Annotated in this window: 21 protein-coding genes; 15 read left to right on the forward strand and 6 right to left on the reverse strand. The window is 63.0% G+C overall.

What is annotated here, in order from left to right; all coding sequences use genetic code 11:
- Window positions 1-12: 12 nt before the first annotated feature.
- From ACTCHC_RS03990 to ACTCHC_RS04030, 9 genes are all read left to right on the forward strand, one after another.
- Window positions 13-420, forward strand: a complete 408-nt coding sequence (locus ACTCHC_RS03990; protein ID WP_463021187.1) for a carboxymuconolactone decarboxylase family protein — start codon at window positions 13-15, stop codon at window positions 418-420.
- The gene (locus ACTCHC_RS03995) at window positions 417-1,025 is read left to right on the forward strand and encodes an NADH-quinone oxidoreductase subunit J (protein WP_463021169.1); all 609 of its coding nucleotides are present in this window, start codon (window positions 417-419) and stop codon (window positions 1,023-1,025) included. Before ACTCHC_RS03990 ends, ACTCHC_RS03995 begins: the two co-directional genes overlap by 4 nt.
- A gap of 81 nt (window positions 1,026-1,106) precedes the next feature.
- Window positions 1,107-1,412, forward strand: a complete 306-nt coding sequence (nuoK, locus tag ACTCHC_RS04000) for an NADH-quinone oxidoreductase subunit NuoK (protein WP_274558757.1) — start codon at window positions 1,107-1,109, stop codon at window positions 1,410-1,412.
- A gap of 4 nt (window positions 1,413-1,416) precedes the next feature.
- Entirely contained in the window at window positions 1,417-3,528 is a 2,112-nt protein-coding gene (nuoL, locus tag ACTCHC_RS04005) for an NADH-quinone oxidoreductase subunit L (protein ID WP_463021170.1), read from the forward strand.
- Window positions 3,528-5,069: an NADH-quinone oxidoreductase subunit M gene (locus ACTCHC_RS04010; RefSeq protein ID WP_463021171.1), complete on the forward strand. Its 1,542-nt coding sequence runs from the start codon at window positions 3,528-3,530 to the stop codon at window positions 5,067-5,069. The genes nuoL and ACTCHC_RS04010 overlap by 1 nt, the downstream gene beginning before the upstream one ends.
- A gap of 11 nt (window positions 5,070-5,080) precedes the next feature.
- On the forward strand, window positions 5,081-6,523 hold the full coding sequence (nuoN, locus tag ACTCHC_RS04015) for an NADH-quinone oxidoreductase subunit NuoN (RefSeq protein WP_463021172.1): 1,443 nt from the start codon (window positions 5,081-5,083) through the stop codon (window positions 6,521-6,523).
- On the forward strand, window positions 6,513-7,268 hold the full coding sequence (locus ACTCHC_RS04020) for a biotin--[acetyl-CoA-carboxylase] ligase (RefSeq protein ID WP_463021173.1): 756 nt from the start codon (window positions 6,513-6,515) through the stop codon (window positions 7,266-7,268). The genes nuoN and ACTCHC_RS04020 overlap by 11 nt, the downstream gene beginning before the upstream one ends.
- A gap of 14 nt (window positions 7,269-7,282) precedes the next feature.
- Window positions 7,283-8,062, forward strand: coding sequence for a type III pantothenate kinase (locus ACTCHC_RS04025; protein ID WP_463021174.1), 780 nt, complete (start codon window positions 7,283-7,285; stop codon window positions 8,060-8,062).
- The gene (locus ACTCHC_RS04030) at window positions 8,059-9,732 is read left to right on the forward strand and encodes a ribonuclease J (protein WP_463021175.1); all 1,674 of its coding nucleotides are present in this window, start codon (window positions 8,059-8,061) and stop codon (window positions 9,730-9,732) included. Before ACTCHC_RS04025 ends, ACTCHC_RS04030 begins: the two co-directional genes overlap by 4 nt.
- A gap of 190 nt (window positions 9,733-9,922) precedes the next feature.
- Here ACTCHC_RS04030 and ACTCHC_RS04035 read toward each other — a convergent pair whose 3' ends face one another.
- Window positions 9,923-11,353 (reverse strand): DEAD/DEAH box helicase, encoded by a 1,431-nt coding sequence (locus ACTCHC_RS04035; RefSeq protein ID WP_463021176.1) that lies wholly within the window; start codon window positions 11,351-11,353, stop codon window positions 9,923-9,925.
- Between the two features lie 124 nt (window positions 11,354-11,477).
- On the reverse strand, window positions 11,478-12,227 hold the full coding sequence (locus ACTCHC_RS04040; protein WP_463021177.1) for a YiiX/YebB-like N1pC/P60 family cysteine hydrolase: 750 nt from the start codon (window positions 12,225-12,227) through the stop codon (window positions 11,478-11,480).
- A 147-nt stretch (window positions 12,228-12,374) separates the two neighbouring features.
- On the opposite strand from ACTCHC_RS04040, the gene ACTCHC_RS04045 reads away from it, so the two are divergent.
- Window positions 12,375-12,800: an OsmC family peroxiredoxin gene (locus ACTCHC_RS04045; RefSeq protein ID WP_463021178.1), complete on the forward strand. Its 426-nt coding sequence runs from the start codon at window positions 12,375-12,377 to the stop codon at window positions 12,798-12,800.
- Between the two features lie 6 nt (window positions 12,801-12,806).
- On the opposite strand, the gene ACTCHC_RS04050 is transcribed toward ACTCHC_RS04045, so the two are convergent.
- The gene (locus tag ACTCHC_RS04050) at window positions 12,807-14,414 is read right to left on the reverse strand and encodes a peptide chain release factor 3 (protein ID WP_463021179.1); all 1,608 of its coding nucleotides are present in this window, start codon (window positions 14,412-14,414) and stop codon (window positions 12,807-12,809) included.
- A gap of 281 nt (window positions 14,415-14,695) precedes the next feature.
- On the reverse strand, window positions 14,696-15,757 hold the full coding sequence (locus tag ACTCHC_RS04055) for a Hint domain-containing protein (protein ID WP_463021180.1): 1,062 nt from the start codon (window positions 15,755-15,757) through the stop codon (window positions 14,696-14,698).
- Between the two features lie 231 nt (window positions 15,758-15,988).
- On the opposite strand from ACTCHC_RS04055, the gene ACTCHC_RS04060 reads away from it, so the two are divergent.
- Window positions 15,989-17,071: an ABC transporter ATP-binding protein gene (locus tag ACTCHC_RS04060; protein WP_463021181.1), complete on the forward strand. Its 1,083-nt coding sequence runs from the start codon at window positions 15,989-15,991 to the stop codon at window positions 17,069-17,071.
- Here ACTCHC_RS04060 and ACTCHC_RS04065 read toward each other — a convergent pair.
- Complete coding sequence (locus tag ACTCHC_RS04065) at window positions 17,068-17,445, reverse strand: rhodanese-like domain-containing protein (RefSeq protein WP_463021182.1); 378 nt, start codon at window positions 17,443-17,445, stop codon at window positions 17,068-17,070. The two genes, ACTCHC_RS04060 and ACTCHC_RS04065, sit on opposite strands and share 4 nt — an antisense overlap.
- Before the next feature lie 224 nt (window positions 17,446-17,669).
- Here ACTCHC_RS04065 and tatA point away from each other — a divergent pair, with 224 nt between their 5' ends.
- Genes tatA through ACTCHC_RS04085 form a run of 4 tightly spaced genes read left to right on the forward strand, consistent with a single transcriptional unit; the run spans window position 17,670 to window position 20,196 of the window.
- The gene (gene tatA, locus ACTCHC_RS04070) at window positions 17,670-17,888 is read left to right on the forward strand and encodes a twin-arginine translocase TatA/TatE family subunit (protein ID WP_463021188.1); all 219 of its coding nucleotides are present in this window, start codon (window positions 17,670-17,672) and stop codon (window positions 17,886-17,888) included.
- A 33-nt stretch (window positions 17,889-17,921) separates the two neighbouring features.
- Entirely contained in the window at window positions 17,922-18,521 is a 600-nt protein-coding gene (tatB, locus tag ACTCHC_RS04075) for a Sec-independent protein translocase protein TatB (RefSeq protein WP_463021183.1), read from the forward strand.
- Entirely contained in the window at window positions 18,518-19,357 is an 840-nt protein-coding gene (gene tatC, locus ACTCHC_RS04080; RefSeq protein ID WP_463021184.1) for a twin-arginine translocase subunit TatC, read from the forward strand. The genes tatB and tatC overlap by 4 nt, the downstream gene beginning before the upstream one ends.
- Entirely contained in the window at window positions 19,354-20,196 is an 843-nt protein-coding gene (locus ACTCHC_RS04085; RefSeq protein ID WP_463021185.1) for an ATP-binding protein, read from the forward strand. Before tatC ends, ACTCHC_RS04085 begins: the two co-directional genes overlap by 4 nt.
- A gap of 9 nt (window positions 20,197-20,205) precedes the next feature.
- On the opposite strand, the gene hrpB is transcribed toward ACTCHC_RS04085, so the two are convergent.
- A complete protein-coding gene (hrpB, locus tag ACTCHC_RS04090) occupies window positions 20,206-22,641 on the reverse strand; it encodes an ATP-dependent helicase HrpB (RefSeq protein WP_463021186.1) in 2,436 nt (811 codons plus the stop codon).
- Between the last annotated feature and the right edge of the window lie 19 nt (window positions 22,642-22,660).

Consider the following 22,660-nt stretch of genomic DNA (forward strand, 5'->3'; position numbering starts at 1 on the left):
TGCCCCCTACCGATGACTGATGCAAAAACCCCCTTCGAGCTGATGATGCAGCAGGCGCAAGAAATGGTGAAAGCCTTTAATCCGGCCATGTCCTCTTTTGATCCCAAAGGGATTGAGAAGATGTGGCCCACGATGCCCAAGGAAGCCATGGAAATGTGGTTCGGCAAGGGCATCAGCAAGGACGGGCTGGACGCCAAGACGCGGCTTCTGCTCACGCTGGCCGGGTTGACCATGCAGGGCGCGCAAAGCGAGACCGCCCTGCGTCAGACCGTGCGCCACGCGCTCGAGGCCGGGGCCACCAAGGATGAAATCGCCGAGACCATCGCCCAGATGTCGATGTTCGCCGGTATCCCCTCCATGACCCGCGCGATGGAACTGGCGCGTCAGGTTCTGGACGAGACAGAGGATGACAAGTCATGACCATGATCGCCTTTGCCTTCTATCTGTTCGCGCTCTGCGTGCTGGCGGGTGGGCTTTTCACCGTGATCAGCCGCAACCCGGTGCATTCGGTGCTCTGGCTGATCCTGACCTTCCTCTCGGCGGCGGGGCTCTTCGTCCTGCTGGGGGCGGAATTCGTGGCGATGCTTCTGGTGATCGTCTATGTCGGCGCGGTCGCGGTGCTGTTCCTGTTCGTCGTGATGATGCTGGACGTGGATTTCGCCCAGCTCAAGGCGGAAATGGCGCGCTACATGCCGCTGGCGCTGCTGATCGGGATCGTGCTGTTGATGCAGCTCTCGCTGGCCTTTGGCGTCTGGACCACCTCCGAGGGCGCGATGGCGGCCCGCGACGCGCTGATCCCCACGGATGTGACCAATACGGCGGCGCTGGGTCTTTTGCTCTATGACAAGTATTTCCTGCTGTTCCAGCTGTCGGGTCTGATCCTGCTGGTCGCCATGATCGGCGCCATCGTCCTGACCCTGCGCCATCGCAAGGACATCAAGCGCCAGAACGTGCTGGCGCAGATGTGGCGCGATCCGGCCAAGGCGATGGAACTGAAGGACGTGAAACCGGGGCAGGGCCTGTAACCGCCTGCCACGACCGCCCGCTTTGGGCAAATGAGACATGCCGGGTGCAAGGCCCGGCCACATGAAGAACCGAGGGACGACATGATTGGCTTGGAACATTACCTGACGGTGGCGGCGGCGCTCTTCGTCATAGGGATCTTTGGTCTCTTCCTGAACAGGAAGAACGTGATCATCCTGCTGATGTCGATCGAGCTGATCCTGCTGTCCGTGAACATCAACCTCGTCGCCTTCTCCTCCTTCCTCGGGGATCTGGTGGGGCAGGTCTTCACGCTTTTCGTTCTGACCGTGGCAGCCGCCGAAGCGGCCATCGGCCTTGCGATCCTGGTCTGCTTCTTCCGTAACCGCGGCACCATCGCGGTGGAAGATGCCAACGTGATGAAGGGCTGATACCATGGCAACGATCATTCTGTTCGCGCCCCTGATCGGGGCCCTGATCGCGGGTTTCGGCTGGCGCATCATCGGTGAAACCGCAGCGATGTGGGTCACGACCGGCCTGCTGTTCCTGGCCGCGATTCTGTCCTGGATCGTGTTCCTGACCTTTGACGGCGTCACCCAGCAGGTCGAGATCCTGCGCTGGGTCGAATCCGGCAGCCTCAGCACCGACTGGGCGATCCGTCTGGACCGGCTGACCGCGATCATGCTGATCGTGATCACCACCGTCTCGGCGCTCGTGCATCTTTATTCCTTCGGCTACATGGACCACGACCCCCAGTGGAAAGAGGGCGAGAGCTACAAGCCGCGCTTCTTTGCCTATCTGTCCTTCTTCACCTTCGCGATGCTGATGCTGGTGACGGCCGACAACCTCTTGCAGATGTTCTTCGGCTGGGAAGGTGTGGGCGTCGCCTCCTATCTTCTGATCGGCTTCTACTACCGCAAGCCTTCGGCCAATGCGGCGGCGATCAAGGCCTTCGTCGTCAACCGCGTCGGTGACTTCGGCTTCCTTCTGGGGATCTTCGCGCTCTTCTACCTCACGGATTCGATCCGCTTTGACGACATCTTCACCATGGGCCCGCAACTGGCGGAAACCCAGATCGCGTTTCTGTGGACCGAATGGAACGCCGCGAACCTGATCGCCTTCCTGCTGTTCATCGGTGCCATGGGCAAATCGGCGCAGCTCTTCCTGCACACATGGCTGCCCGACGCGATGGAAGGCCCGACCCCGGTGTCGGCCCTGATCCATGCCGCGACGATGGTGACGGCGGGTGTGTTCCTGGTCTGTCGCATGTCCCCCATCATGGAATACGCGCCCGAGGCGATGATGTTCGTGACCTTCATCGGCGCGACCACCGCCTTTTTCGCCGCGACCGTGGGGCTGGTGCAGAATGACATCAAGCGCGTGATCGCCTATTCCACCTGTTCGCAGCTGGGCTACATGTTCGTGGCTGCCGGTGTGGGCGTCTATTCGGTGGCGATGTTCCACCTCTTCACCCACGCCTTCTTCAAGGCGATGCTGTTCCTGGGCGCGGGTTCGGTGATCCACGCGATGCATCACGAGCAGGACATGCGCAACTACGGCGGTCTGCGCAAGAAGATCCCCTATACCTTCTGGGCCATGATGATCGGCACGCTGGCCATCACGGGGGTGGGCATCCCGCTGACCTATATCGGCTTTGCAGGCTTCTTCTCCAAGGATGCGGTGGTGGAAAGCGCCTATGCCGCAACGGCGGGGGGCTATGCCTATTGGATGCTGGTCATCGCCGCGCTTTTCACCAGTTTCTACAGCTGGCGCCTGATGTTCCTGACCTTCTTCGGCGAGGCGCGGGGCGACAAGCACACCCATGATCACGCCCATGAAAGCCCCAAGGTCATGCTGATCCCGCTGGGCGTTCTGGCGCTGGGAGCGGTGTTCTCGGGTGTGGTCTGGTATAACAGCTTCTTCGGCCATACCGACACGGTCGCCAAATTCTTCGGCGTCTCCTATGCCGAGGCCGAGGAGCATGGGGAGGCGACAGCCGACCACGCGACCGAGGCACCCGCCGCCGACGCAGGCCATGCCGAGGGCGAGGCGACAGCCGAGGGCGCGCATCACTATGTCTTCACCGGCGCGCCGGGCGAGGGGGCGATCCATCACGCCCCCGGCAATACCGTGCTGAACGACGCGCATGAGGTGCCGAAATGGGTCAAGTTCTCGCCCTTCGTGGTGATGATCATCGGCTTCCTCACGGCTTACTGGTTCTATATCCTGAACCCCGCCCTGCCGCGCAAACTGGCCGAGGTGCAGCGCCCGCTCTACCTCTTCCTGCTCAACAAATGGTATTTCGACGAGATTTATGACGCCATTTTCGTGCGCCCCGCGCGCTTCATCGGCGGCATCTTCTGGAAACGTGGCGATGGCAATGTCATCGACGGTTCGATCAACGGTCTGGCGATGGGCGTGATCCCGATGCTGACCCGTTTCGCCGGCCGCGCGCAGTCGGGATATATCTTCACCTATGCCTTCGCGATGGTGATCGGGATCGTGGTCCTGATCACATGGATGACGCTCACCGGAGGGGCGGACTAATGGATAACCTTCTTTCCATCGTCACCTTCATTCCGGCGCTGGCGGCCCTTATCCTGATTGTGTTCCTGCGCGGGTCCGATGCGGCGGCCAATCGCAATGCCAAATGGCTGGCGCTGATCGCGACAAGTGTCACCTTCCTTGTGTCTCTGTTCATCCTGCTGCAATTCGACCCGTCCAATACCGGCTTCCAGTTTCTGGAAGAACGGACATGGATCATGGGCCTGACCTACAAGATGGGCGTGGACGGGATCAGCATCCTGTTCGTCATGCTGACCACCTTCATGATGCCGCTGGTCATTGCCGCGTCATGGGATGTGAACACCCGCGTCAAGGAATACATGGTCGCCTTCCTGCTTCTGGAAACGCTGATGCTGGGCGTGTTCATGGCGCTGGATCTGGTGCTGTTCTATCTGTTCTTCGAGGCGGGACTGATCCCGATGTTCCTGATCATCGGCATCTGGGGCGGCAAGGAACGGATCTATGCGTCGTTCAAGTTCTTCCTTTACACCTTCCTTGGGTCTGTCCTGATGCTGGTCGCGATGATCTTCATGTATATGGATGCAGGCACGACGGATATTCCGACCCTGCTGGTGCATGATTTCAGCGCGGGGCCTATCAACCTGTTGGGCTGGCAGATCATGGGCGGGGCGCAGACATTGCTGTGGCTGGCGTTTTTCGCCAGCTTCGCGGTCAAGATGCCGATGTGGCCGGTGCATACCTGGCTGCCCGATGCCCACGTTCAGGCACCGACCGCCGGGTCGGTGGTGCTGGCGGCGATCCTGCTGAAAATGGGGGGCTATGGGTTCCTGCGCTTCAGCCTGCCGATGTTCCCGGTGGCATCCGACATGCTGGCACCGATGGTGCTGTGGCTGTCGGCGATCGCGATCGTTTACACATCGCTGGTGGCGCTGGTGCAGTCGGACATGAAAAAGCTGATCGCCTATTCGTCGGTTGCCCATATGGGCTATGTCACGATGGGTATATTCGCGGCCAACCAGCAGGGGATCGATGGCGCGATCTTCCAGATGATCAGCCACGGGTTCGTGTCGGGCGCGCTGTTCCTGTGTGTCGGCGTGATCTATGACCGGATGCACACGCGCGAGATCGACGCCTATGGCGGGCTGGTCAATCGTATGCCGGCCTATGCGCTGATCTTCATGCTGTTCACCATGGCCAATGTCGGGCTGCCGGGCACGTCGGGATTTGTGGGCGAGTTTCTGACCCTGATGGGCGTGTTCCAGGCCAATACCTGGGTGGCGGTCGTGGCCACATCCGGGGTGATCCTGTCGGCGGCCTATGCGCTGTGGCTGTATCGCCGGGTGGTGTTTGGTGATCTGATCAAGGAAAGCCTGCGCTCGATCACCGATATGACCGGGCGTGAAAAGGCGATCTTCGCGCCGCTGGTGGTGATGACGTTGTTGCTGGGGGTTTATCCCAGCCTTGTGACCGATATCATCGGGCCGTCGGTATCTGCCCTTGTTTCCAACCATCAAACGGCGCTGGCTGATTTCCAGCCTGCCGTTCAGCTTGCACAGCACTGAAGGGGCCCGTGATGATCTCGGCTGATATCTCTGTAATCCTGCCCGAAATGATGCTGGCGATTTATGCGATGGCGGCGCTGTTGTTCGGGGTCTATACCGGCAAGGACAAGACCGCGCCGCTGCTGACATGGGTCACGGCGGGGGTGATGCTGGTGCTGGCGGCCTGGATCGGGCTGTCGGGGGCAGGGACGAAAACCGCCTTTGACGGGGCCTTTGTCAATGACGGCTTCGCGCGCTTCGCCAAGGTGGTGATCCTGGTTTCCGCTGCCGCCGTCCTGGTGATGAGCCAGGATTACATGCAGCGTCGCGGGCTGTTGCGGTTCGAATATCCGCTGCTGGTGTCGCTGGCATCTGTCGGCATGATGATGATGGTGTCGGCGGGCGATCTGATGGCGCTGTATATGGGGTTGGAGCTGCAATCGCTGGCGCTCTATGTCGTGGCCAGCTTGCGCCGCGACAGCGCGGTTTCAACCGAGGCCGGGCTGAAATACTTCGTGCTGGGGGCGCTGTCATCCGGGATGCTGCTATATGGCGCGTCGCTGACCTATGGCTTTGCCGGAACCACGCTGTTTTCGGGCATCATCCAGACCGCGCAGGCGGGCGACATGCCGATGGGCCTGTTGTTCGGGCTGGTCTTCCTGATCACTGGGCTGGCCTTCAAGGTGTCGGCCGTTCCGTTCCACATGTGGACGCCAGATGTCTATCAGGGGTCGCCCACGCCGGTGACGGCCTTCTTTGCTACCGCCCCGAAAATGGCGGCGATGGGCCTGTTCGCGCGCGTGATGTTCGATGCCTTTGGCAATGTGACCGCCGATTGGGGGCAGGTCATCGCGCTGTTGTCGGTGCTGTCGATGTTCCTGGGGGCCGTGGCCGCCATTGGCCAGCGCAATATCAAGCGGCTGATGGCCTATTCGTCGATCGCGCATATGGGCTTTGCCCTGATGGGGCTGGCGACGGGAACCCTGGGCGGCGTGCAGGCGATGCTGGTCTATATGGCGATCTATGTGACGATGAACGTAGGCACATTTGCCTTTATCCTGAGCATGGAGAAAGACGGCCAGCCCGTTACAGATATTTCGGCGCTGAACATGTATTCCAGGTCGCAGCCGCTGAAGGCGCTGGCGGTTCTGGTGCTGATGTTCAGCCTGGCCGGCGTGCCGCCGCTGGTGGGCTTTTTCGGGAAGTTCTATGTTCTCAAGGCGGCCGTCGATGCCGATATGGTCTGGCTGGCCATTGCGGGGGTGATCGCCTCGGTCATCGGGGCGTTCTATTACCTGCGCATCGTGTTCTATATGTATTTCGGCAGCGAACCCGATACCGCGCTGGACAACCGGTCAAACCCGGTGCTGTGGGCCATGCTGATGGCATCCGCGGCTATCATGGTGGTGGGCGTCGTCAACCTGTTCGGGGTCGAGGGCATGGCGCTGGCCGCGGCGCAGACCCTTGTCAACTGACCTTTGGCCTGCGGGCTATGCCCTGCTGGAGCTGACACAGACCGACAGCACCATGGCCGAGGCCGCCCGCCGCAAGGACAGCCTGTCCGGCCCGGTCTGGATTATGGCGCATCACCAGACGGCGGCGCGCGGGCGGCGCGGGCGACCCTGGGTCAATCAGCCGGGCAATCTGTCGGCCACATTGCTGCTGCGCCCGCCCGGCCCGCCCGAACAGGTGGCGTTGCGGTCTTTCGTGGCGGCGCTGGCGCTGTTTGATGCCTTTGTGGCGGTCACGGGCCGCGCCGAACCCTTTGCGCTGAAATGGCCCAATGACGTGCTGCTGAACGGCGGCAAGGTGGCCGGTATCCTGCTGGAAAGTCTGGGCAATGCGCATGGCGTGGCGCATCTGGCCATCGGCTTTGGTGTCAATCTGGCGGCGGCCCCGGCGGTTGGCCAGGTCGAGCCGGGGGCTGTGGCGCCCGTCAGCCTGGTGTCGGAAACCGGCGCATTGGTCACACCGGCGGATTTTCTGCCACATCTGGCGCGTGCCTATGCCGCGCATGAGGCGCAGTTTGCCACCTATGGCTTTGCCCCCATCCGCACCGCCTGGCTGCAACGCGCCGCCCGGCTGGGCGCGGTGATCCGCGCACGCACCGGCAGTGAAGATCTGACCGGCACCTTTCAGACGGTGGATGCCAGCGGCAACCTGATCCTTGGCACAGCCCATGGCCCACGCGCCATCGCGGCGGCCGATGTCTTTTTCTAGCAAGGAGGGGCGAGATGCTTCTTTGCATTGATTGCGGTAATACCAATACGGTGTTTTCCATCTGGGACGGGACGCGCATCCTGTGCACGCTGCGCACCTCGACCGAACATCAGCGCACGGCCGATCAATATTACGTCTGGTTTTCCACACTGGCCGAACATCACAAGATCACGCTGGATATCACCGATGTGATCATTTCATCGACCGTGCCGCGCGTGGTGTTCAACCTGCGCGTGCTGTCTGATCGCTATTTCAACACCCGACCCATCGTGGTGGGCAGGCCCGACTGCCTGTTGCCGCATCAGCCGCGGGTGGATGCAGGCACGGCCGTGGGCCCCGACCGCCTGGTCAACACCGCCGGCGCGTTCGACCGGCATGGCGGCGATTTGATCGTCGTCGATTTCGGCACCGCCACCACCTTTGACGTGGTTGCCCATGACGGGGCCTATGTCGGCGGGGTGATCGCCCCGGGGGTGAATCTGTCGCTCGAGGCGCTGCACATGGCTGCCGCCGCCCTGCCGCATGTCGATATCACCCGTCCACAGGCGGTGATCGGCACGAATACGGTGGCCTGCATGCAATCGGGCATATACTGGGGCTATATCGGTCTGGTGCGTGGTATATGTGAACATATCCGCGCCGAATATGACCGTCCCATGCGGATCATCGCAACCGGCGGGCTTGCCCCGCTGTTTGCACAGGGCGAAGATCTGTTCGACGTGGTCGAGGACGACCTTACAATCCACGGCCTGACCGTGATCCACGCCTATAACAAGGAACACGGCACGACATGAGCAGCAAGAACAGATTGATCTATCTGCCCCTGGGCGGGGCGGGCGAAATCGGCATGAACGCCTATGTTTACGGCTATGGCGCACCGGGGGCTGAACGGCTGATCCTGGTCGATCTGGGCGTGACCTTTCCCGATATGGACGGCACACCGGGCGTCGATCTGATCTTTGCCGATATCGACTGGCTGGTTGAACGCCGCGACCGGCTGGATGCGATCTTCATTACCCATGCTCACGAAGATCACGTGGGCGCGCTGGGCCATCTGTGGCCGCGCCTCAAGGCGCCGGTCTATACCCGCGCCTTCACCGGCAATATCGCGGCGCGCAAGATGGAGGAACAGGGCGTCGATACCCAGGCGCTGAACGTCGTCGGCCCCTGGCCGCAGACTGTCACAGCCGGGCCGTTCACGGTGGGGTTCCTGCCGGTATCGCATTCCATCCCCGAAAGCTCGGCCATGGTGATCAACACACCGGCGGGGCGGATCGTGCATAGCGGTGATTTCAAACTGGACAAGAATCCCATCGTCGGCGAAGCCTTTGATCCCGACTTATGGGCCGACATCGCGGCCAAGGGGGTCAAGGTGCTGACCTGCGATTCAACCAATGTGTTCTCGCCCAATCCGGGCCGGTCCGAATCCACGCTGGGCCCGGCGATTCGCCAACTGGTCGAACGCTCTGACGGGATGCTGGTCGCCACCACTTTTGCATCGAACGTCGCGCGCCTGAAAACGCTGGCCGAGGCTGGCCGCGATGCGGGCCGGTCCATCGTGCTGCTCGGGCGCGCCATGCGCCGCATGGTCGAGGCGGGCGTGGAAAGCGGCGTGCTGCGCGATTTCCCAACGGTGATCGCCCCCGAAGATGCGGCCGATATCCCGCGCGAAAACCTGATGCTGATCGTAACCGGCAGCCAGGGCGAACGCCGCGCCGCATCGGCACAACTGGCGCGCGGTAAATATATGGGACTGGAGCTGAAAGAGGGCGATACCTTCCTGTTTTCATCGAAAACCATCCCCGGAAATGAACGCGGCGTGCTGCGGATCGTCAACGCCTTGTCGGAAAAGGGCGTCGATGTGGTTGATGACGGTGCCGATCTTTACCACGTCTCGGGCCATGCCAACCGCCCCGATCTGCAAAAGATGCATCAACTGATGAAACCGCAGATGCTGATCCCGATGCATGGCGAACATCGCCACCTGCGCGAACATGTGAAACTGGCCGCCGAAAGCGGCATCGCCGCCGCGATCGCCACCAATGGCACCATGCTGGATCTGACAGGTGATGCGCCGCGCGTGGCGGAATATATCGAAGCCGGGCGCACCTATCTGGATGGCGCCGCTCAGATCGGTGCATTGTCGGGGGTGGTGCGCGACCGCATCCGGCTGGCGCTGAACGGGCTGGTGCTTGTCACGCTGATCATCGACGAAGAGGACGAACCGCTGGGCGAACCCTGGGTCGAGATCATGGGCCTGCCTGAAACCGGCCGCTCCAATGCCAGCCTTGTCGAGGTGCTGGAGGAAGATCTGACGCAGCTTGTCGCCCGGGCGGATGACAAGATGCTGATGGATGACGACAAGCTGGAAGAGGCCTTGCGCCGCCGCGCCCGCCAATCGGCCCAGGACGAGATTGGCAAGAAACCCGAAGTCGTGGTGGTGATCAGCCGTCTGAGCGCCTGATCCGGCCGGACCCGCTATCGGGCGGCCATCGCTTTGAATGGCGCCCTGACGGGCGCGCCTTCGGCGAGAGTATTTGGGCCAAGAAGATATTCATATCACCTTGGTTCAAATACTCAAACCCGAGACCCCCGCCAAAGGCGGGGGACGAGGCAAAGCCGTGGCACCGAAGGTGCCTCATTCAAGGAGAGGATCAGTCGGCCGGGGCCTTGAACGTTCTTGTCAGGAAGGCGGGCATGTGATCGCCCATCCCGACGACGGGACCGCTGCGCCCCTTGTCAGCGCTGTGCGGCTTGCGGGAGTCGCTGCGCGGCTCTGCTTGTTTGGCGGGTGCAGCTTTGGGGAGGGCTTCTGGGGTCGGCGCGGTTTTCTTGCTGCGCGAGGAGGAGCTGCGCGAGCGGCTGCTGGATTTCGGCGCGGGCTTTTCCGCGACTTCGGCCACATCGGCCGGCGCATCCTGCGCGGGGGCCGCACCCAAGAGCGGGCTGTCGACGCGCGGGATCGGGCGGTTCACCAGGGTCTCGATATCGGCCAGGTTCTTTTCGTCATGCGGCACGCAGATCATGAAGGTCTTGCCCTTGCGCCCGGCGCGGCCGGTGCGGCCGATCCGGTGGACATAATCCTCGGCATGGCTGGGCACATCGTAGTTGAACACATGGCTGACCGAGGGCACATCCAGCCCGCGGGCCGCCACATCCGAGGCGATCAGGAAGCGCAATTTGCCTTCGCGAAAGGATTCCAGCGTGCGGGTGCGCTGGGACTGGTCCAGATCGCCATGGATCGGGGCAGCGTCGTAACCGTATTTGGTCAGTGATTTCGCGACGATATCCACCTCGGTCTTGCGGTTGCAAAAGACGATCGCATTGGTCAGCGCATCGCCTTCGGCGTCGATCAGGGCGCGCAGAAGGGCGCGTTTTTCACTGGCCTGCTTGTCCTTGCGGCTGGCGCGGAACATGATCACGCCCTGTTCGATATTCTCGCCGGTGGTCGCGGCGCGGGCGACCTCGATCTTGACGGGGTTGGACAGGAAGGTGTTGGTGATGCGCTCGATCTCGGGGGCCATGGTGGCGCTGAAAAACAGCGTCTGGCGGGTGAAGGGCGTCATCTGGAAGATGCGTTCGATATCGGGGATGAAGCCCATGTCCAGCATGCGGTCAGCCTCGTCCACCACCATGATCTGCACGCCGGTCAGCGGCAGCTTGCCGCGTTCGAAATGGTCCAGCAGCCGGCCGGGCGTGGCGATCAGCACATCGACGCCGCGGTCGATCAGCATGTCCTGTTCCTTGAACGACACGCCCCCGATCAGCAGCGCCTTGGTCAGCTTGGTGTGCTTGGCATAGGTATCGAAATTTTCGGCCACTTGGGCGGCCAGTTCGCGCGTGGGGGCCAGAACCAGGCTGCGCGGCATGCGCGCGCGGGCGCGGCCCTTTGACAGCATGGTGATCATTGGCAGAACGAAGCTGGCGGTCTTGCCGGTGCCGGTCTGGGCGATGCCCAGGACATCGCGCCCCTGAAGGGCTGGCGGGATCGCGCCGGCCTGAATGGGGGTGGGGGTTTCATACCCGGCTTCGGAAACGGCTGAAAGAACTTTGGGGTCCAGCCCCAAATCGGTGAATTTTGTCATAAGCGTCCATCTGTTACGGCATCGGGCCGCAAGGTTGAGGGACGCATGTTCCGCGCGTCCCGGCGTCGGGGGGGCCGCAAGATTTATGCGGATAGGCGCGACCTAGCTTAAAACCGCGCAAAGGTCAAGAAACCGGGGTATGTGGCGGCGGATGCCCCCGCGCGCGCCAGCGTATGGTCTTATAGTCAAAGCCGGCTTCGATCGTGGGCTTGATGATCTGGAAATAGGGGGACAGGTCGAAATCGCGCGGGGTATACAGCGAATAATGCCGGATATGCAGGATCTCGCGCCGTTCCGTGCGGCTTTGGTCCAGGGTGATCTCGGGCAGAATCGGATAGCCGACCTTGCCGAAGGCCTCGGCGATCAGGGTAGAGCAGATAGCGCGTGTGGGGTCGCCCGACCCCAGCGCGATCATGCGGCGGCGCCAGTGATGCGGAACGGGCGGCTGCGGCAGCAGATAGCGCGCCAGGTCGATCACGTTCTTGAGGTCATAGCGTCGGCCGATACTGGCGCGCATGAAATCCAGCACCGTGTTCAGGTCTGAATCGCGCAGCCCGACGGGCCGGCAGATGCGCAGGTTCAGCGCGCAATAGGTGGCCAGTTGCACAGCCCGCACGCCCTGTTCCAGATCAGCCTCGATCAGCACTTCGTCGGGCCCACCCATATACATCGCCGAATGCGACCATGTGGAACGGGTCAGGTATTTTATCGCCGAGGAAATCCGGCTGTTGCCCTCGACCAGCAGCACATCGCCCGGGCGCAGCGTTGCGCGCAGCCGGTCGGGCGAGATTGTGGAAAAGGCGAAATAATCGCTGCGCTGCTTTTGCAGAAAATGGGCAAGCCGCGCGCCAATGGCATTTTGCAGGCGGTTCATGTCATCCCCGGTTCATCCGTCGCGGGCGCAGCCTAGCAGTAATGCGCGCGCTGCGAAACGGCGTGTCTGATCTGTTTGCTGGAAAGGGCCGCGGCCCGCGCTATCTGTCGCGCTGTACCCATTGGTCGGAATGACAAGGAGAGAGCGATGATCGAGAAGTTCGGAACGGCAGAGTGGAGCGGCAGCCTGAAAGAGGGCGGCGGGACGATCAGCACGCAAAGCGGTGCGTTGTCAAAGGTTGCCTATGGCCATGCCAAACGGTTCGGAGACGAGGCAGGCACCAATCCCGAAGAACTGATCGGGGCTGCGCATGCGGCCTGTTTCTCGATGTTCCTGTCGGCGCTGATGGGCGGCGAGGGGATCGGCGGTATCGCGGTTGAAACGACATCGACCATCACGCTCGATCCGGGAACACCGGGCAGCCCGACAGTGACAAAGGCGCATCTGGTGACTTCGGTGAAGGGTGACGCATCTGCGGATAAGCTGAAAGAGCTGGCCGAAAAGGCCAAGGCCAATTGTCCGATTTCGAAACTTCTGAATGCCGAGGTGACGATGGAGGCGAAGACGGGTTAGGCCCGTCTAGACCTGCATTTCCTTGACCGCCGACAGTTTCACATCCGGATAGTCGCGGGCTGCGCGGTCGATATCCCATTGCAGGCGGGTCATATAGACCAGATCGCCGTCATTGTCGTGGCTGATATGCTGTTTGTTGGCATTCACGAACCTGTCCACAGCGTCCTTCGGCCCCGTCACCCAGCGGGCCGAAGTGAATTGCGACGGCTCAAAGCGCACCGGCAGGCCGTATTCCAGCTCGATCCGGCTGGCCAGAACCTCGAACTGCAACTGGCCGACCACGCCGACGACAAAGCCCGACCCCATCATCGGCTTGAACACCTTGGCCGCGCCTTCCTCGGCGAATTGCATCAGCGCCTTTTCCAGATGCTTGGCCTTCATCGGATCGCCCGCCCGGCAGTTTTGCAGCAGTTCGGGCGCGAAGCTGGGGATGCCGGTGATGCGGATCGCCTCGCCCTCGGTCAGGGTGTCGCCGATGCGCAACTGGCCGTGGTTCGGGATGCCGATGATGTCGCCCGCCCAGGCCTCTTCGGCCAGTTCGCGGTCGGCGGCCAGGAACATGACCGGGGATGACACGGTGATAGGCTTTTTCGAACGCACATGCAGCAGCTTCATGCCCCGGATGAAATGGCCCGAGGCAAGGCGCACAAAGGCCACCCGGTCGCGGTGCTTGGGGTCCATATTTGCCTGAACCTTGAAGACGAACCCCGCGACGGTGGGTTCCTCGGGCGCGATCTTGCGCGGCTCGGCGGGCTGAACCTGTGGCTCGGGGCCGAAGCGGCCGATGCCGTCCATCAATTCCTTGACGCCAAAGCTGTTGATGGCCGATCCGAACCAGATCGGGGTCAGCGTGCCTTGCAGCATGGCCTGATGATCCATCGGCGGCATCAGTTCGCGCACCATCTCGAGGTCTTCGCGCAGCTTTTCCAGCAGGGCGGCGGGCACGTGCTGGGCCAGTTTGGGATCGTCCAGACCTTCGATCTTGATGCTTTCGGCAACCCGGTTGCGATCAGCCCGGTCCATCAGTTCCAGCCGGTCGCGCAGGATGTCATAACAGCCGATGAAATCGCGGCCCGTGCCGATCGGCCAGCTTGCCGGGGTCACGTCGATGGCCAGGTTTTCCTGGATCTCGTCGATGATCTCGAACGTGTCGCGGCTTTCGCGGTCCATCTTGTTACAGAATGTCAGGATCGGCAGATCGCGCAGCCGGCAGACCTCGAACAATTTGCGGGTCTGGCTCTCCACGCCCTTGGCGCCGTCGATCACCATCACCGCGGCATCCACGGCGGTCAGCGTGCGATAGGTGTCTTCGGAAAAATCACTGTGGCCGGGGGTATCGACCAGATTGAACCGGAAATGGCCATAGTCGAACGACATCGCCGAGGCCGAGACCGAAATGCCGCGATCCTTTTCCATCTGCATGAAATCGGACCGGGTGCGCCGCGCCTCGCCCTTGGCGCGGACCTGTCCGGCCATCTGGATCGCACCGCCGAACAGCAGAAATTTCTCGGTCAGCGTGGTCTTGCCCGCATCAGGGTGGCTGATGATGGCAAAGGTGCGCCGTCGGGCAATCTCGGGCGGCAGGGCGGGGCGGTTTGAGGGTATGTCCAGCATGGGCGCGGATATATGCCGCCTCTGGGGCTGCTGCAATCGCCTTATCGCCCCACAAGAAGATCGTGCCGAAGGTCGCGGATAAGATCATTGGTCAGTCTGCCCGGAACCGATGGCGCAACCCGCCAAGATTTACCCAGGCTGGTTTTTCGGTCCGGGCAGATTCTGGCCGTTTTCAATCAGACCGCTGAGAATGGGCAGGGGTATACAGGCGTTGCGGGCATGACGGCACCGCGGCCCGACGCCATCAGGCGGCAATCTGTCGTGGGGTCTTCATGCGCAGTTCAGCCCGGGCGGGCTGCGCGGCGAAGATCGGCGGCGGGTATGCGTGACAACAGCGCCTTGTCGGCCTCGGCCCCGACATGAGGCGGCTGTGACAGCCCGCGCAGATGGGCGGCCACGTCGCGGGCCATCTCTTCGGGAAGGCGCCCCAGGGAGCGTTCGTTGATCAGCAGGCTTTCGGTGGGGGTGCATTCGGCATAGATGATCTCGTGCTGGTCCAGCACCAGATGGAAATATTCCACCACGCCGCCGGCCCGGATGAACACCATGTCGTCGTCGATCAGGTCGCGGGCCTTCAGCAGCAGTTCGGCCTGATCGGTCAGCCGGTCGGGACCGCGCTGATAGATGAACAGCCGCTGGTGCTGGCTGACGATCAGGTCGCGGTCATTTGCCAGCGCGCCCTTGCAGATGACCACCGGCGCAAAGGGCCCGATGGCGCGCACGATCCGGCTGCCGATCCAGCGCAAGGGTTGCGCGCCATGGTCGCGCGTCAGCAGCATGTCGCCGGGGCGCAGGGCCTCGACCGGGCGCTGGCTGCCATCGGCCAGCATGATCGCCGTGCCGCGGCTGAAGGCGACGGGTGTGATATCTGTCAGGCGCACATCGCCGGGATCGTCCGTCATCGCCACAAGCGTATGGGGCACCTTGGGCATGATCGGCGCCAGAGGCAGGAAATACAGCAGTGGCGCGCCGCCGCCCGAATGATGCAGCGCGATCAGCAGCAGATCGACCTTTTCGCCGCCGGGCGCAAGCAGCGTCAGCCGTCCGTCCAGTGTCAGCAGATCGCCCGGCGCGCCGATTTCAGACCCGGCCGCCACCTTCTTGGCGCGCCCGCCCGATTGCATGAACCGGTCATTGCCCAGCCGCATCGCGCGCCGGTCGCGGATCGCCAGTTCCATGGCACGCGCGCCCTGGGTCAGCATATAGCTGTCACCCAGGCACAGTTCGGCCAGGGGCGTCAGGCCGTCACCGGCGTTGACCCCAGAGTCGACTGTCAGATCAGCGGCCGCGAAGACATGGGCGGAATAGCTGGGGGCGATGTCGGGGCGGGCGGGCTGGTTCATTGCGGCGGCTCCGATCGAAATCAAATAAAATTGCGCGTCTGCCTGACCCCCATGCCAGACGCGATCACAACAATATACAACCCGGTAAATATAGCGTTTATATGGCAACAGGTCAATAAAACCGGGTGTTTGCGGCGCGGTCTTCAATTTTGAATGGGGCTTGCCGCAGCGCGCGTGGCTTGCTATCGGAAACCAATCCCGATCTATTCAGTCGGGAAAGGGGAAGAGGTTTTGACAGGCAGCGCCGCACCCAGGCTGGAAATCAGCAACCTGACCCGCCGTTTCGGGGGGCGGGCGGTGGTGGATGATGTGTCGCTGCAAATCTTCCCCGGTCAGGTCACATGCCTGCTGGGTCCGTCGGGCTGCGGCAAATCGACCACGCTGCGCCTGATCGCCGGTGTAGACCGGCAGGACGAGGGCGAAATTCGTATTGATGGCCGGGTGGTCAGCGGGCCAGAGGTTTCGGTGCCGCCCGAGGGGCGTCAGGTCGGCCTGATGTTTCAGGATTTTGCGCTGTTTCCGCATCTGACGGTGGGCCAGAACGTGGCGTTCGGCCTGACCGGCCCCAAAGAGGCCCGCCGCGCCCGGGTCGAGGATCTGCTGGGCCGGGTCGGGTTGCGGCGGTTCATCGACGACTATCCGCATGGGCTGTCGGGTGGTGAGCAACAGCGCGTGGCGCTTGCCCGCGCCCTGGCGCCGCGGCCGGGAACCATGTTGATGGACGAGCCCTTTTCAGGGCTGGACAACCGGCTGCGCGACGATATCCGCGACCAGACCCTTGCCGTGCTCAAAGAGGAAGGCGCGGCCGTTCTGCTGGTCACGCATGAGCCCGAAGAAGCAATGCGCATGGCCGACGAAATTGCCCTGATGCGCGATGGCAAGATCGTGCAGCAGGGCGCGCCCTATAATATCTATAACGCGCCGGTTGACCGGGCCGCAGCCGGATTCTTTTCCGATATCAATGTGATAACGGGAAAGGTTCAGGGATTTTTCACAGAAACGGCCTTTGGCCAGTTCATGACCCCCGCGATTGCCGATGGCACGCAGGTCGAAATCATCATCCGCCCCCAGCATCTGAAAATCGAATTCGACCGTAACGGAACCGGCCCCGCGCCGACGCCCGAAAACGGGGTGCCCGCGCGCGCCGTGGTGGAACGCGCGCGGTTCATGGGGGCCGAAAGCCTGGTCGAATTCAGGATGGATTTCGACGGGTCCATCCTGAAAGCTACCGTGCCCGGCGTATTCCTGCCAAAACCCGGTTTGCCGATGTGGCTGATGATCCGCCGCGACCGTTGTTTCGTCTTTCCGTTCTAGCCGCCCATGCGTCGCAATGCGCCGGTGGCCGGATCGGTGCTGGTATAGGGCTTGGCGGCGGTTTTCCAGGCGGCGAATCCGCCGTCCAGATGCGCGATACGGTCATGTCCGGCGGCCAGATAGGCCTCGGCCACCTTTCGCGACCGCATGCCGGAGCCGCAATGCAGCACGATTTGGCGGTCGCCCTGGGGTGGCATGCAGTCCGGATCAAACCCGGCCATCGGGGCCAGCAATGCGCCGTGGATATGTTCGAACATGTATTCCTGCGGCGTGCGCACGTCGATCAGAACCACGCTATGGGCCTTCAGCGCCGCCTCCAGGTCGTTAACATCCCAATGTTCAAGGGTTTTTCCGTTGATATTTTCCGTATGCATATGCCAATCCTTTGCCGAACATTCACATTCTTAATATTGAATATAACAGCGCGCTCAATAATGAAAAGCCCCCGGCTGCAACTTGTTCGGGCGTTTGGCACGAAAAATGTTCCGATTTGTGCCTAAGTTGCGGAATGGGGCTTTGAACTGGGGCGCAGAGCCAATAAATATGGAAAACGATTTGCAAAAGGGGCCGCGCCATGTGGCCCCGGTGGGAGACGACCATGCTGAACAATATCGGCCTTCCCGGCCTTCTTCTTATTGCCGTTGTCGTGCTGGTGCTTTTCGGGCGCGGCAAGATTTCCACGCTGATGGGTGAGGTTGGCAAGGGCATTACCTCGTTCAAGAAGGGCGTCAAGGAAGGCAACGAAGAGGCGGATGCCGGGATCGAAAGCGCCCGCGACGTCACGCCGGATGCCAACACGACCAAGGACAAGGTGTAATTCCCTTGTTTCCCGGCACAGGGTGCATCGGACATGTTTGATCTTGGTTGGAGCGAGCTTCTGCTCATCGGGGTGGTTGCGCTGATTGTGGTCGGCCCCAAGGACCTGCCTGAAATGTTCCGCACTTTGGGCCGGTTTACCGGCAAGGCCCGGGCCATGGCGCGCGATTTCCAGCGCGCGATGAACGAAGCGGCCGAACAGTCTGGCGTGAACGAGGCCACCAAGGGCCTGAAAGACATCGCCAACCCCAAGGCATTCGGGCTGGATGCGGTCAAGAACGCGGCCGACCGCTTTGAAAAATGGGACCCCAAGATCACACCAACTCCAGCAAAGACGCCGCCCGAACCACTGAGCGAAGAACGCGCTGAAATCGCCCGAAAAATCCACGACTCTGCCGCCGCCCGCGCCAGCGCCCGCATTGCCGCGCAAGAGGCCGCCGATACGGCCGAGCCCCCCCCGGCAAAGGGCGGAAAAACGCCAGTCAAAAAGACAGCGGCCCGAAAACCGGCGGCCCGAAAACCCGCCGCCAAGGCTGATTCACCGGCGGATGGCGGGGCTGCCAAAAAGGCCGCGCCACGCAAGAGGGCGACGACATCCGGCCGCGCGAAACCCGCTGGGAAGACCGATACATGAGTGACCCGGACGAACTTGCTGATTCCAGCGCGCCGCTGATCGAGCATCTGGCCGAATTGCGCACCCGGCTGATCCGTGCCGCGATTGCCTTCGTGATCGCGATGGTGATCTGCTTCATGGTCTGGAACCCGATTTTCAACTTTCTGACGCGGCCCTTGTGCACCGCATTGGCCAATCACGGTCAGCCCGATTGCGGACTGGTTCTGATCAAGTTGCAGGAAGGGTTCTTTGTCGCCATTTCGATTTCTCTGCTGGGGGGGCTGGCGCTGTCATTTCCGGTCATCAGCTATCAGATGTGGCGGTTCGTGGCGCCGGGGCTGTACAGATCGGAAAAGGGTGCCTTCCTGCCGTTTCTGATCGCATCACCCTTCATGTTCTTCCTGGGCGCCGCATTCGCCTATTTCGTCATCACGCCGATGGCGTTCGATTTCTTTCTGGGATTCCAGCAGCCCGGAACGCTGACCGGCGATGGCAAGGCGGAAACATCCGCGATCATGTTCATGGGTTCGGTTCAGGAATATCTGGGCCTGACGATCAAGTTCATCGTGGCCTTCGGGCTGTGTTTCCAACTGCCGGTGTTGTTGACCCTGCTGGGCAAGGCGGGGCTTGTTTCCGCCAAGGGGCTGGGCGCTGTGCGCAAATATGCGGTGGTCGGTATCCTGATTCTGGCCGCCATTGCCACGCCGCCCGACGTGGTGTCGCAGGTGATCCTGTTCGTGGTGGTTTACGGATTGTATGAAGTGTCGATCCTGCTGGTCGCGCGGGTTGAAAAACAGCGCGAGGCCCGCCTGCGCGCCGAAGGCCTGTGGGACGAGGACGAAGAAGACCCCGCATGAGTGACGACGACGCCCTGCGCCGCATCGCCGATGCGCTGGACCGGATCAGCCCGCCCCCCGCCCATGCCCCGGATTTTGTCCAGGATAATGCCTTTGTGTGGCACGTGGGCCCCGACATTCTGGCGCCGGTGAAACAGGTCAGCCGGGTCGATCTGCCGCTGCTGGTGGGGATAGACCGGGCGCGCGATATCCTGCTGGAAAACACGCTGCAATTCGCGCGCGGGCTGCCGGCCAATAACGCGCTGCTGTGGGGTGCGCGCGGGATGGGAAAATCATCGCTGGTCAAGGCCGTGCATGCCGCGGTGCGGGCGTGCGATCATGATCTGAAGATCGTCGAAATGCAGCGCGAAGACCTGCCCAGCATCACCCGGCTGCTGTCCCTTCTGCGCGCAGCCGATGCACGGTTCTTGCTGTTTTGCGACGATCTGTCGTTCAGCCATGACGATCAGCATTACAAGTCGCTCAAGGCGGTGCTGGATGGCGGGCTGGAAGGGCGGCCGGAAAACGTGATATTCTATGCCACGTCGAACCGACGCCATCTGATGCCCCGCGACATGATCGAAAACGAGCGTTCCAGCGCCATCAACCCCGCCGAAGCGGTCGAGGAAAAAGTATCCCTGTCCGACAGGTTCGGGCTGTGGCTGGGCTTTCATCCCTGTTCGCAGGATGAATACCTTGCCATGATCCGCGGCTATTGCGCGGCTTACGGCGTGGCCATCGACGATGCCACCCTGCGGGCCGAGGCGATCGAATGGCAGGCCACGCGCGGCGCGCGCTCGGGCCGGGTCGCGTGGCAGTATTTCACCGATCTGGCCGGGCGGCGCGGCGTGACGCTGTAAGAATACCGATCAAGCCCTTGGTTTTGCTTTCAATGTCGGCTTTTCCTGTGTCGGGTCTTCGGGCCAGGGATGGCGCGGATACTGCCCGCGCATATCCTTGCGCACATCGGCATAGGATGTGGCCCAGAACCCCGGCAGGTCCATCGTCACCTGCACCGGCCGGCGGGCGGGCGACAGCAGCGTGATGCGCAGCGGCAGGCGTTTCGGGCCGATGGTCGGGTGTTCGGTGACCCCGAACAGCTCCTGCAACCGCAGCTCGATCCCCGGCGCGCCCCCGGAATAATCAATGGCAACCCGGTTGCCAAGCGGCGTGGTGAAATGCGACGGGGCCAGCCGGTCGACCAGTTGCTGTTGATCCCAGTTCAGCCCCGCGCGCAGCGCCGCCGCCAGATCCAGCCGCTTCAGATCATCCGCCGACCGGACCCCGCTCAGATGCGGCAACAGCCAGTCTTCGGCTCGCGCCATCAGCCCGTCATCGGAATAATCCGGCAGATCGGCGCCTTCGGCCCGCAACAATTCGACCCGCGCCTGAAACCGGCGGGCGGCATCCGACCAGGGCAGGCCCAGATCGCGCACCCCTTCCAGCATCGCGCGGGCCACCGTTTCGGGGGGCGCGTCCTTCCAGATGCGGTCCGCCAGCACCAATGCTTCGAAGCATTCCTGCTGGCGCGCGATCACGCGGCGGTCGCGGCGGGACCATGCAACATGATCGCGCCAGACGATCCGACCCGCGTAAAGCGCGCGCAGATCGGCCTCGGACAGGGTGGCGGCCAGCCGCACCTTCGCCTCGCGCGGATCGCCGTCCAGTTCCAGCGCCACGATCAGCCGGTCATGCGCCATCGGATCGGCGTCCCCCATCACCGCGCCCTTGCCGCCCGACAGCACATAGCGGGGTGCCTCGCCCGCCCGGCGCAGCCCGATCCGGTCGGGATAGGCCAGCGCGGCCATCTGACCGGCTGACAGACCCTGATCCGCGGGGGCCATCCGCATCAGGCGTCTTGCCTCGGACCCGATACGCTCGACCGTGCCCCGGTCGGGCGCCTGGGGATGGCGTTGCGCAAAGCCGCGCGGATCATGCAGCGCCTGCAACCGCAGCGCCAGATCGGCGGGCGCGCCGCGCAGCGGATCGCGTTCCGCCAGCAGGGCGGCCAGCGTGGCGGCACCCTTGCCCGCGCGCAACAGCATATGTCCCAGGCGCGGATGCAGCGGCAGCGCGGCCAGCGCCCGCCCGTGATCGGTGATCCGGCCGCCGGCCAGCGCGCCCAGCTGATCCAGCAGCGCCCGCGCCTCGGCCAATGCCGGTGCGGGGGGCGGGGTCAGAAAACCCAGCCCGTCGCCGGACCCCCACAGCGCCAGTTCCAGCGCCAGCCCGGTCAGATCGGCGGATGCGACCTCGGGCGGGGGAAAGGCGGCCAGCCCGCCCTCTTCGCCCCGGCTCCACAGCCGGTAGCAGACGCCTTCGGCCACGCGGCCCGCGCGCCCGCGCCGCTGTTCGGCCTCGGCCTTCGTCACGCGCTCGGTCACCAGCCGCGATAGGCCCGATCCCGGATCGAAGCGCGCCCGCCGCGCCCGCCCGCCATCGACCACCACCCGCACGTCCTGAATGGTCAGCGATGTTTCGGCGATGGATGTGGCCAGCACGATCTTGCGGCCGGTGGGCGCGGGGGCAATGGCGGCGCGCTGATCGGCAAAGGGCAGGGCACCGTAAAGCGGGCGCAGATGGCACTCGGGCGGCAACCGCCCGGCCAGCAGCGACTGCACGCGCCGGATCTCGCCCTCGCCCGGCAGAAAGGCCAGCACGCCGCCCGTGGTTTCCGACACCGCCTGTTCGATCAGCGCCGCCATCGCGGCGTCGAACCGCGCGGCGCGCCCCAGCGGCCGGTCCAGCCAGCACGTTTCGACGCCGAAGGCCCGCCCGGTCGCGGTGATCAGCGGGGCCGCGTCCAGCAATTCCGCCACCGGGGCGGCGTCCAGCGTGGCCGACATCACCAGCAGCACCAGATCGGGGCGCAGGGCCTGGCGGGCCTCCCAGCACAGCGCCAGCCCCAGATCGGCATTCAGGGATCGTTCGTGAAATTCGTCAAAGATCACCGCGCCGATGCCCTCCAGCGACGGGTCGGACTGGATCATCCGGGTCAGGATGCCTTCGGTCACCACTTCGATCCTTGTGCCGGGTCCGACCTTGGCCTCGCCCCGGATGCGATAGCCGACGGTCTCGCCCACGGCCTGACCCAGCGTTTCGGCCATCCGCTCGGCGGCGGCGCGCGCCGCCAGACGGCGCGGTTCCAGCATCACGATCCGCCCCGTGATCTGCGGCAACATCGCCAGCGGCACCCGCGTCGTCTTGCCGGCACCGGGCGGGGCCTGCAACACGGCGCGCCCAGCACCCCGCAGGGCGATCAGCAGGTCGGGCAGGGCGTCGTCAATGGGCAGCGCGTCGGTCATGATGCCTTATCCGCGATTT

Source organism: Actibacterium sp., assembly GCF_055134745.1.

Coding starts and splice junctions, on each gene's coding strand:
- ACTCHC_RS03990 (WP_463021187.1), top strand. CDS start 13: ATGACTGATGCAAAAACCCCCTTCGAGCTGATGATGCAGCAGGCGCAA.
- ACTCHC_RS03995 (WP_463021169.1), top strand. CDS start 417: ATGACCATGATCGCCTTTGCCTTCTATCTGTTCGCGCTCTGCGTGCTG.
- nuoK (WP_274558757.1), top strand. CDS start 1,107: ATGATTGGCTTGGAACATTACCTGACGGTGGCGGCGGCGCTCTTCGTC.
- nuoL (WP_463021170.1), top strand. CDS start 1,417: ATGGCAACGATCATTCTGTTCGCGCCCCTGATCGGGGCCCTGATCGCG.
- ACTCHC_RS04010 (WP_463021171.1), top strand. CDS start 3,528: ATGGATAACCTTCTTTCCATCGTCACCTTCATTCCGGCGCTGGCGGCC.
- nuoN (WP_463021172.1), top strand. CDS start 5,081: ATGATCTCGGCTGATATCTCTGTAATCCTGCCCGAAATGATGCTGGCG.
- ACTCHC_RS04025 (WP_463021174.1), top strand. CDS start 7,283: ATGCTTCTTTGCATTGATTGCGGTAATACCAATACGGTGTTTTCCATC.
- ACTCHC_RS04030 (WP_463021175.1), top strand. CDS start 8,059: ATGAGCAGCAAGAACAGATTGATCTATCTGCCCCTGGGCGGGGCGGGC.
- ACTCHC_RS04035 (WP_463021176.1), bottom strand. CDS start 11,353: ATGACAAAATTCACCGATTTGGGGCTGGACCCCAAAGTTCTTTCAGCC.
- ACTCHC_RS04040 (WP_463021177.1), bottom strand. CDS start 12,227: ATGAACCGCCTGCAAAATGCCATTGGCGCGCGGCTTGCCCATTTTCTG.
- ACTCHC_RS04045 (WP_463021178.1), top strand. CDS start 12,375: ATGATCGAGAAGTTCGGAACGGCAGAGTGGAGCGGCAGCCTGAAAGAG.
- ACTCHC_RS04050 (WP_463021179.1), bottom strand. CDS start 14,414: ATGCTGGACATACCCTCAAACCGCCCCGCCCTGCCGCCCGAGATTGCC.
- ACTCHC_RS04055 (WP_463021180.1), bottom strand. CDS start 15,757: ATGAACCAGCCCGCCCGCCCCGACATCGCCCCCAGCTATTCCGCCCAT.
- ACTCHC_RS04065 (WP_463021182.1), bottom strand. CDS start 17,445: ATGCATACGGAAAATATCAACGGAAAAACCCTTGAACATTGGGATGTT.
- tatA (WP_463021188.1), top strand. CDS start 17,670: ATGCTGAACAATATCGGCCTTCCCGGCCTTCTTCTTATTGCCGTTGTC.
- tatB (WP_463021183.1), top strand. CDS start 17,922: ATGTTTGATCTTGGTTGGAGCGAGCTTCTGCTCATCGGGGTGGTTGCG.
- tatC (WP_463021184.1), top strand. CDS start 18,518: ATGAGTGACCCGGACGAACTTGCTGATTCCAGCGCGCCGCTGATCGAG.
- ACTCHC_RS04085 (WP_463021185.1), top strand. CDS start 19,354: ATGAGTGACGACGACGCCCTGCGCCGCATCGCCGATGCGCTGGACCGG.
- hrpB (WP_463021186.1), bottom strand. CDS start 22,641: ATGACCGACGCGCTGCCCATTGACGACGCCCTGCCCGACCTGCTGATC.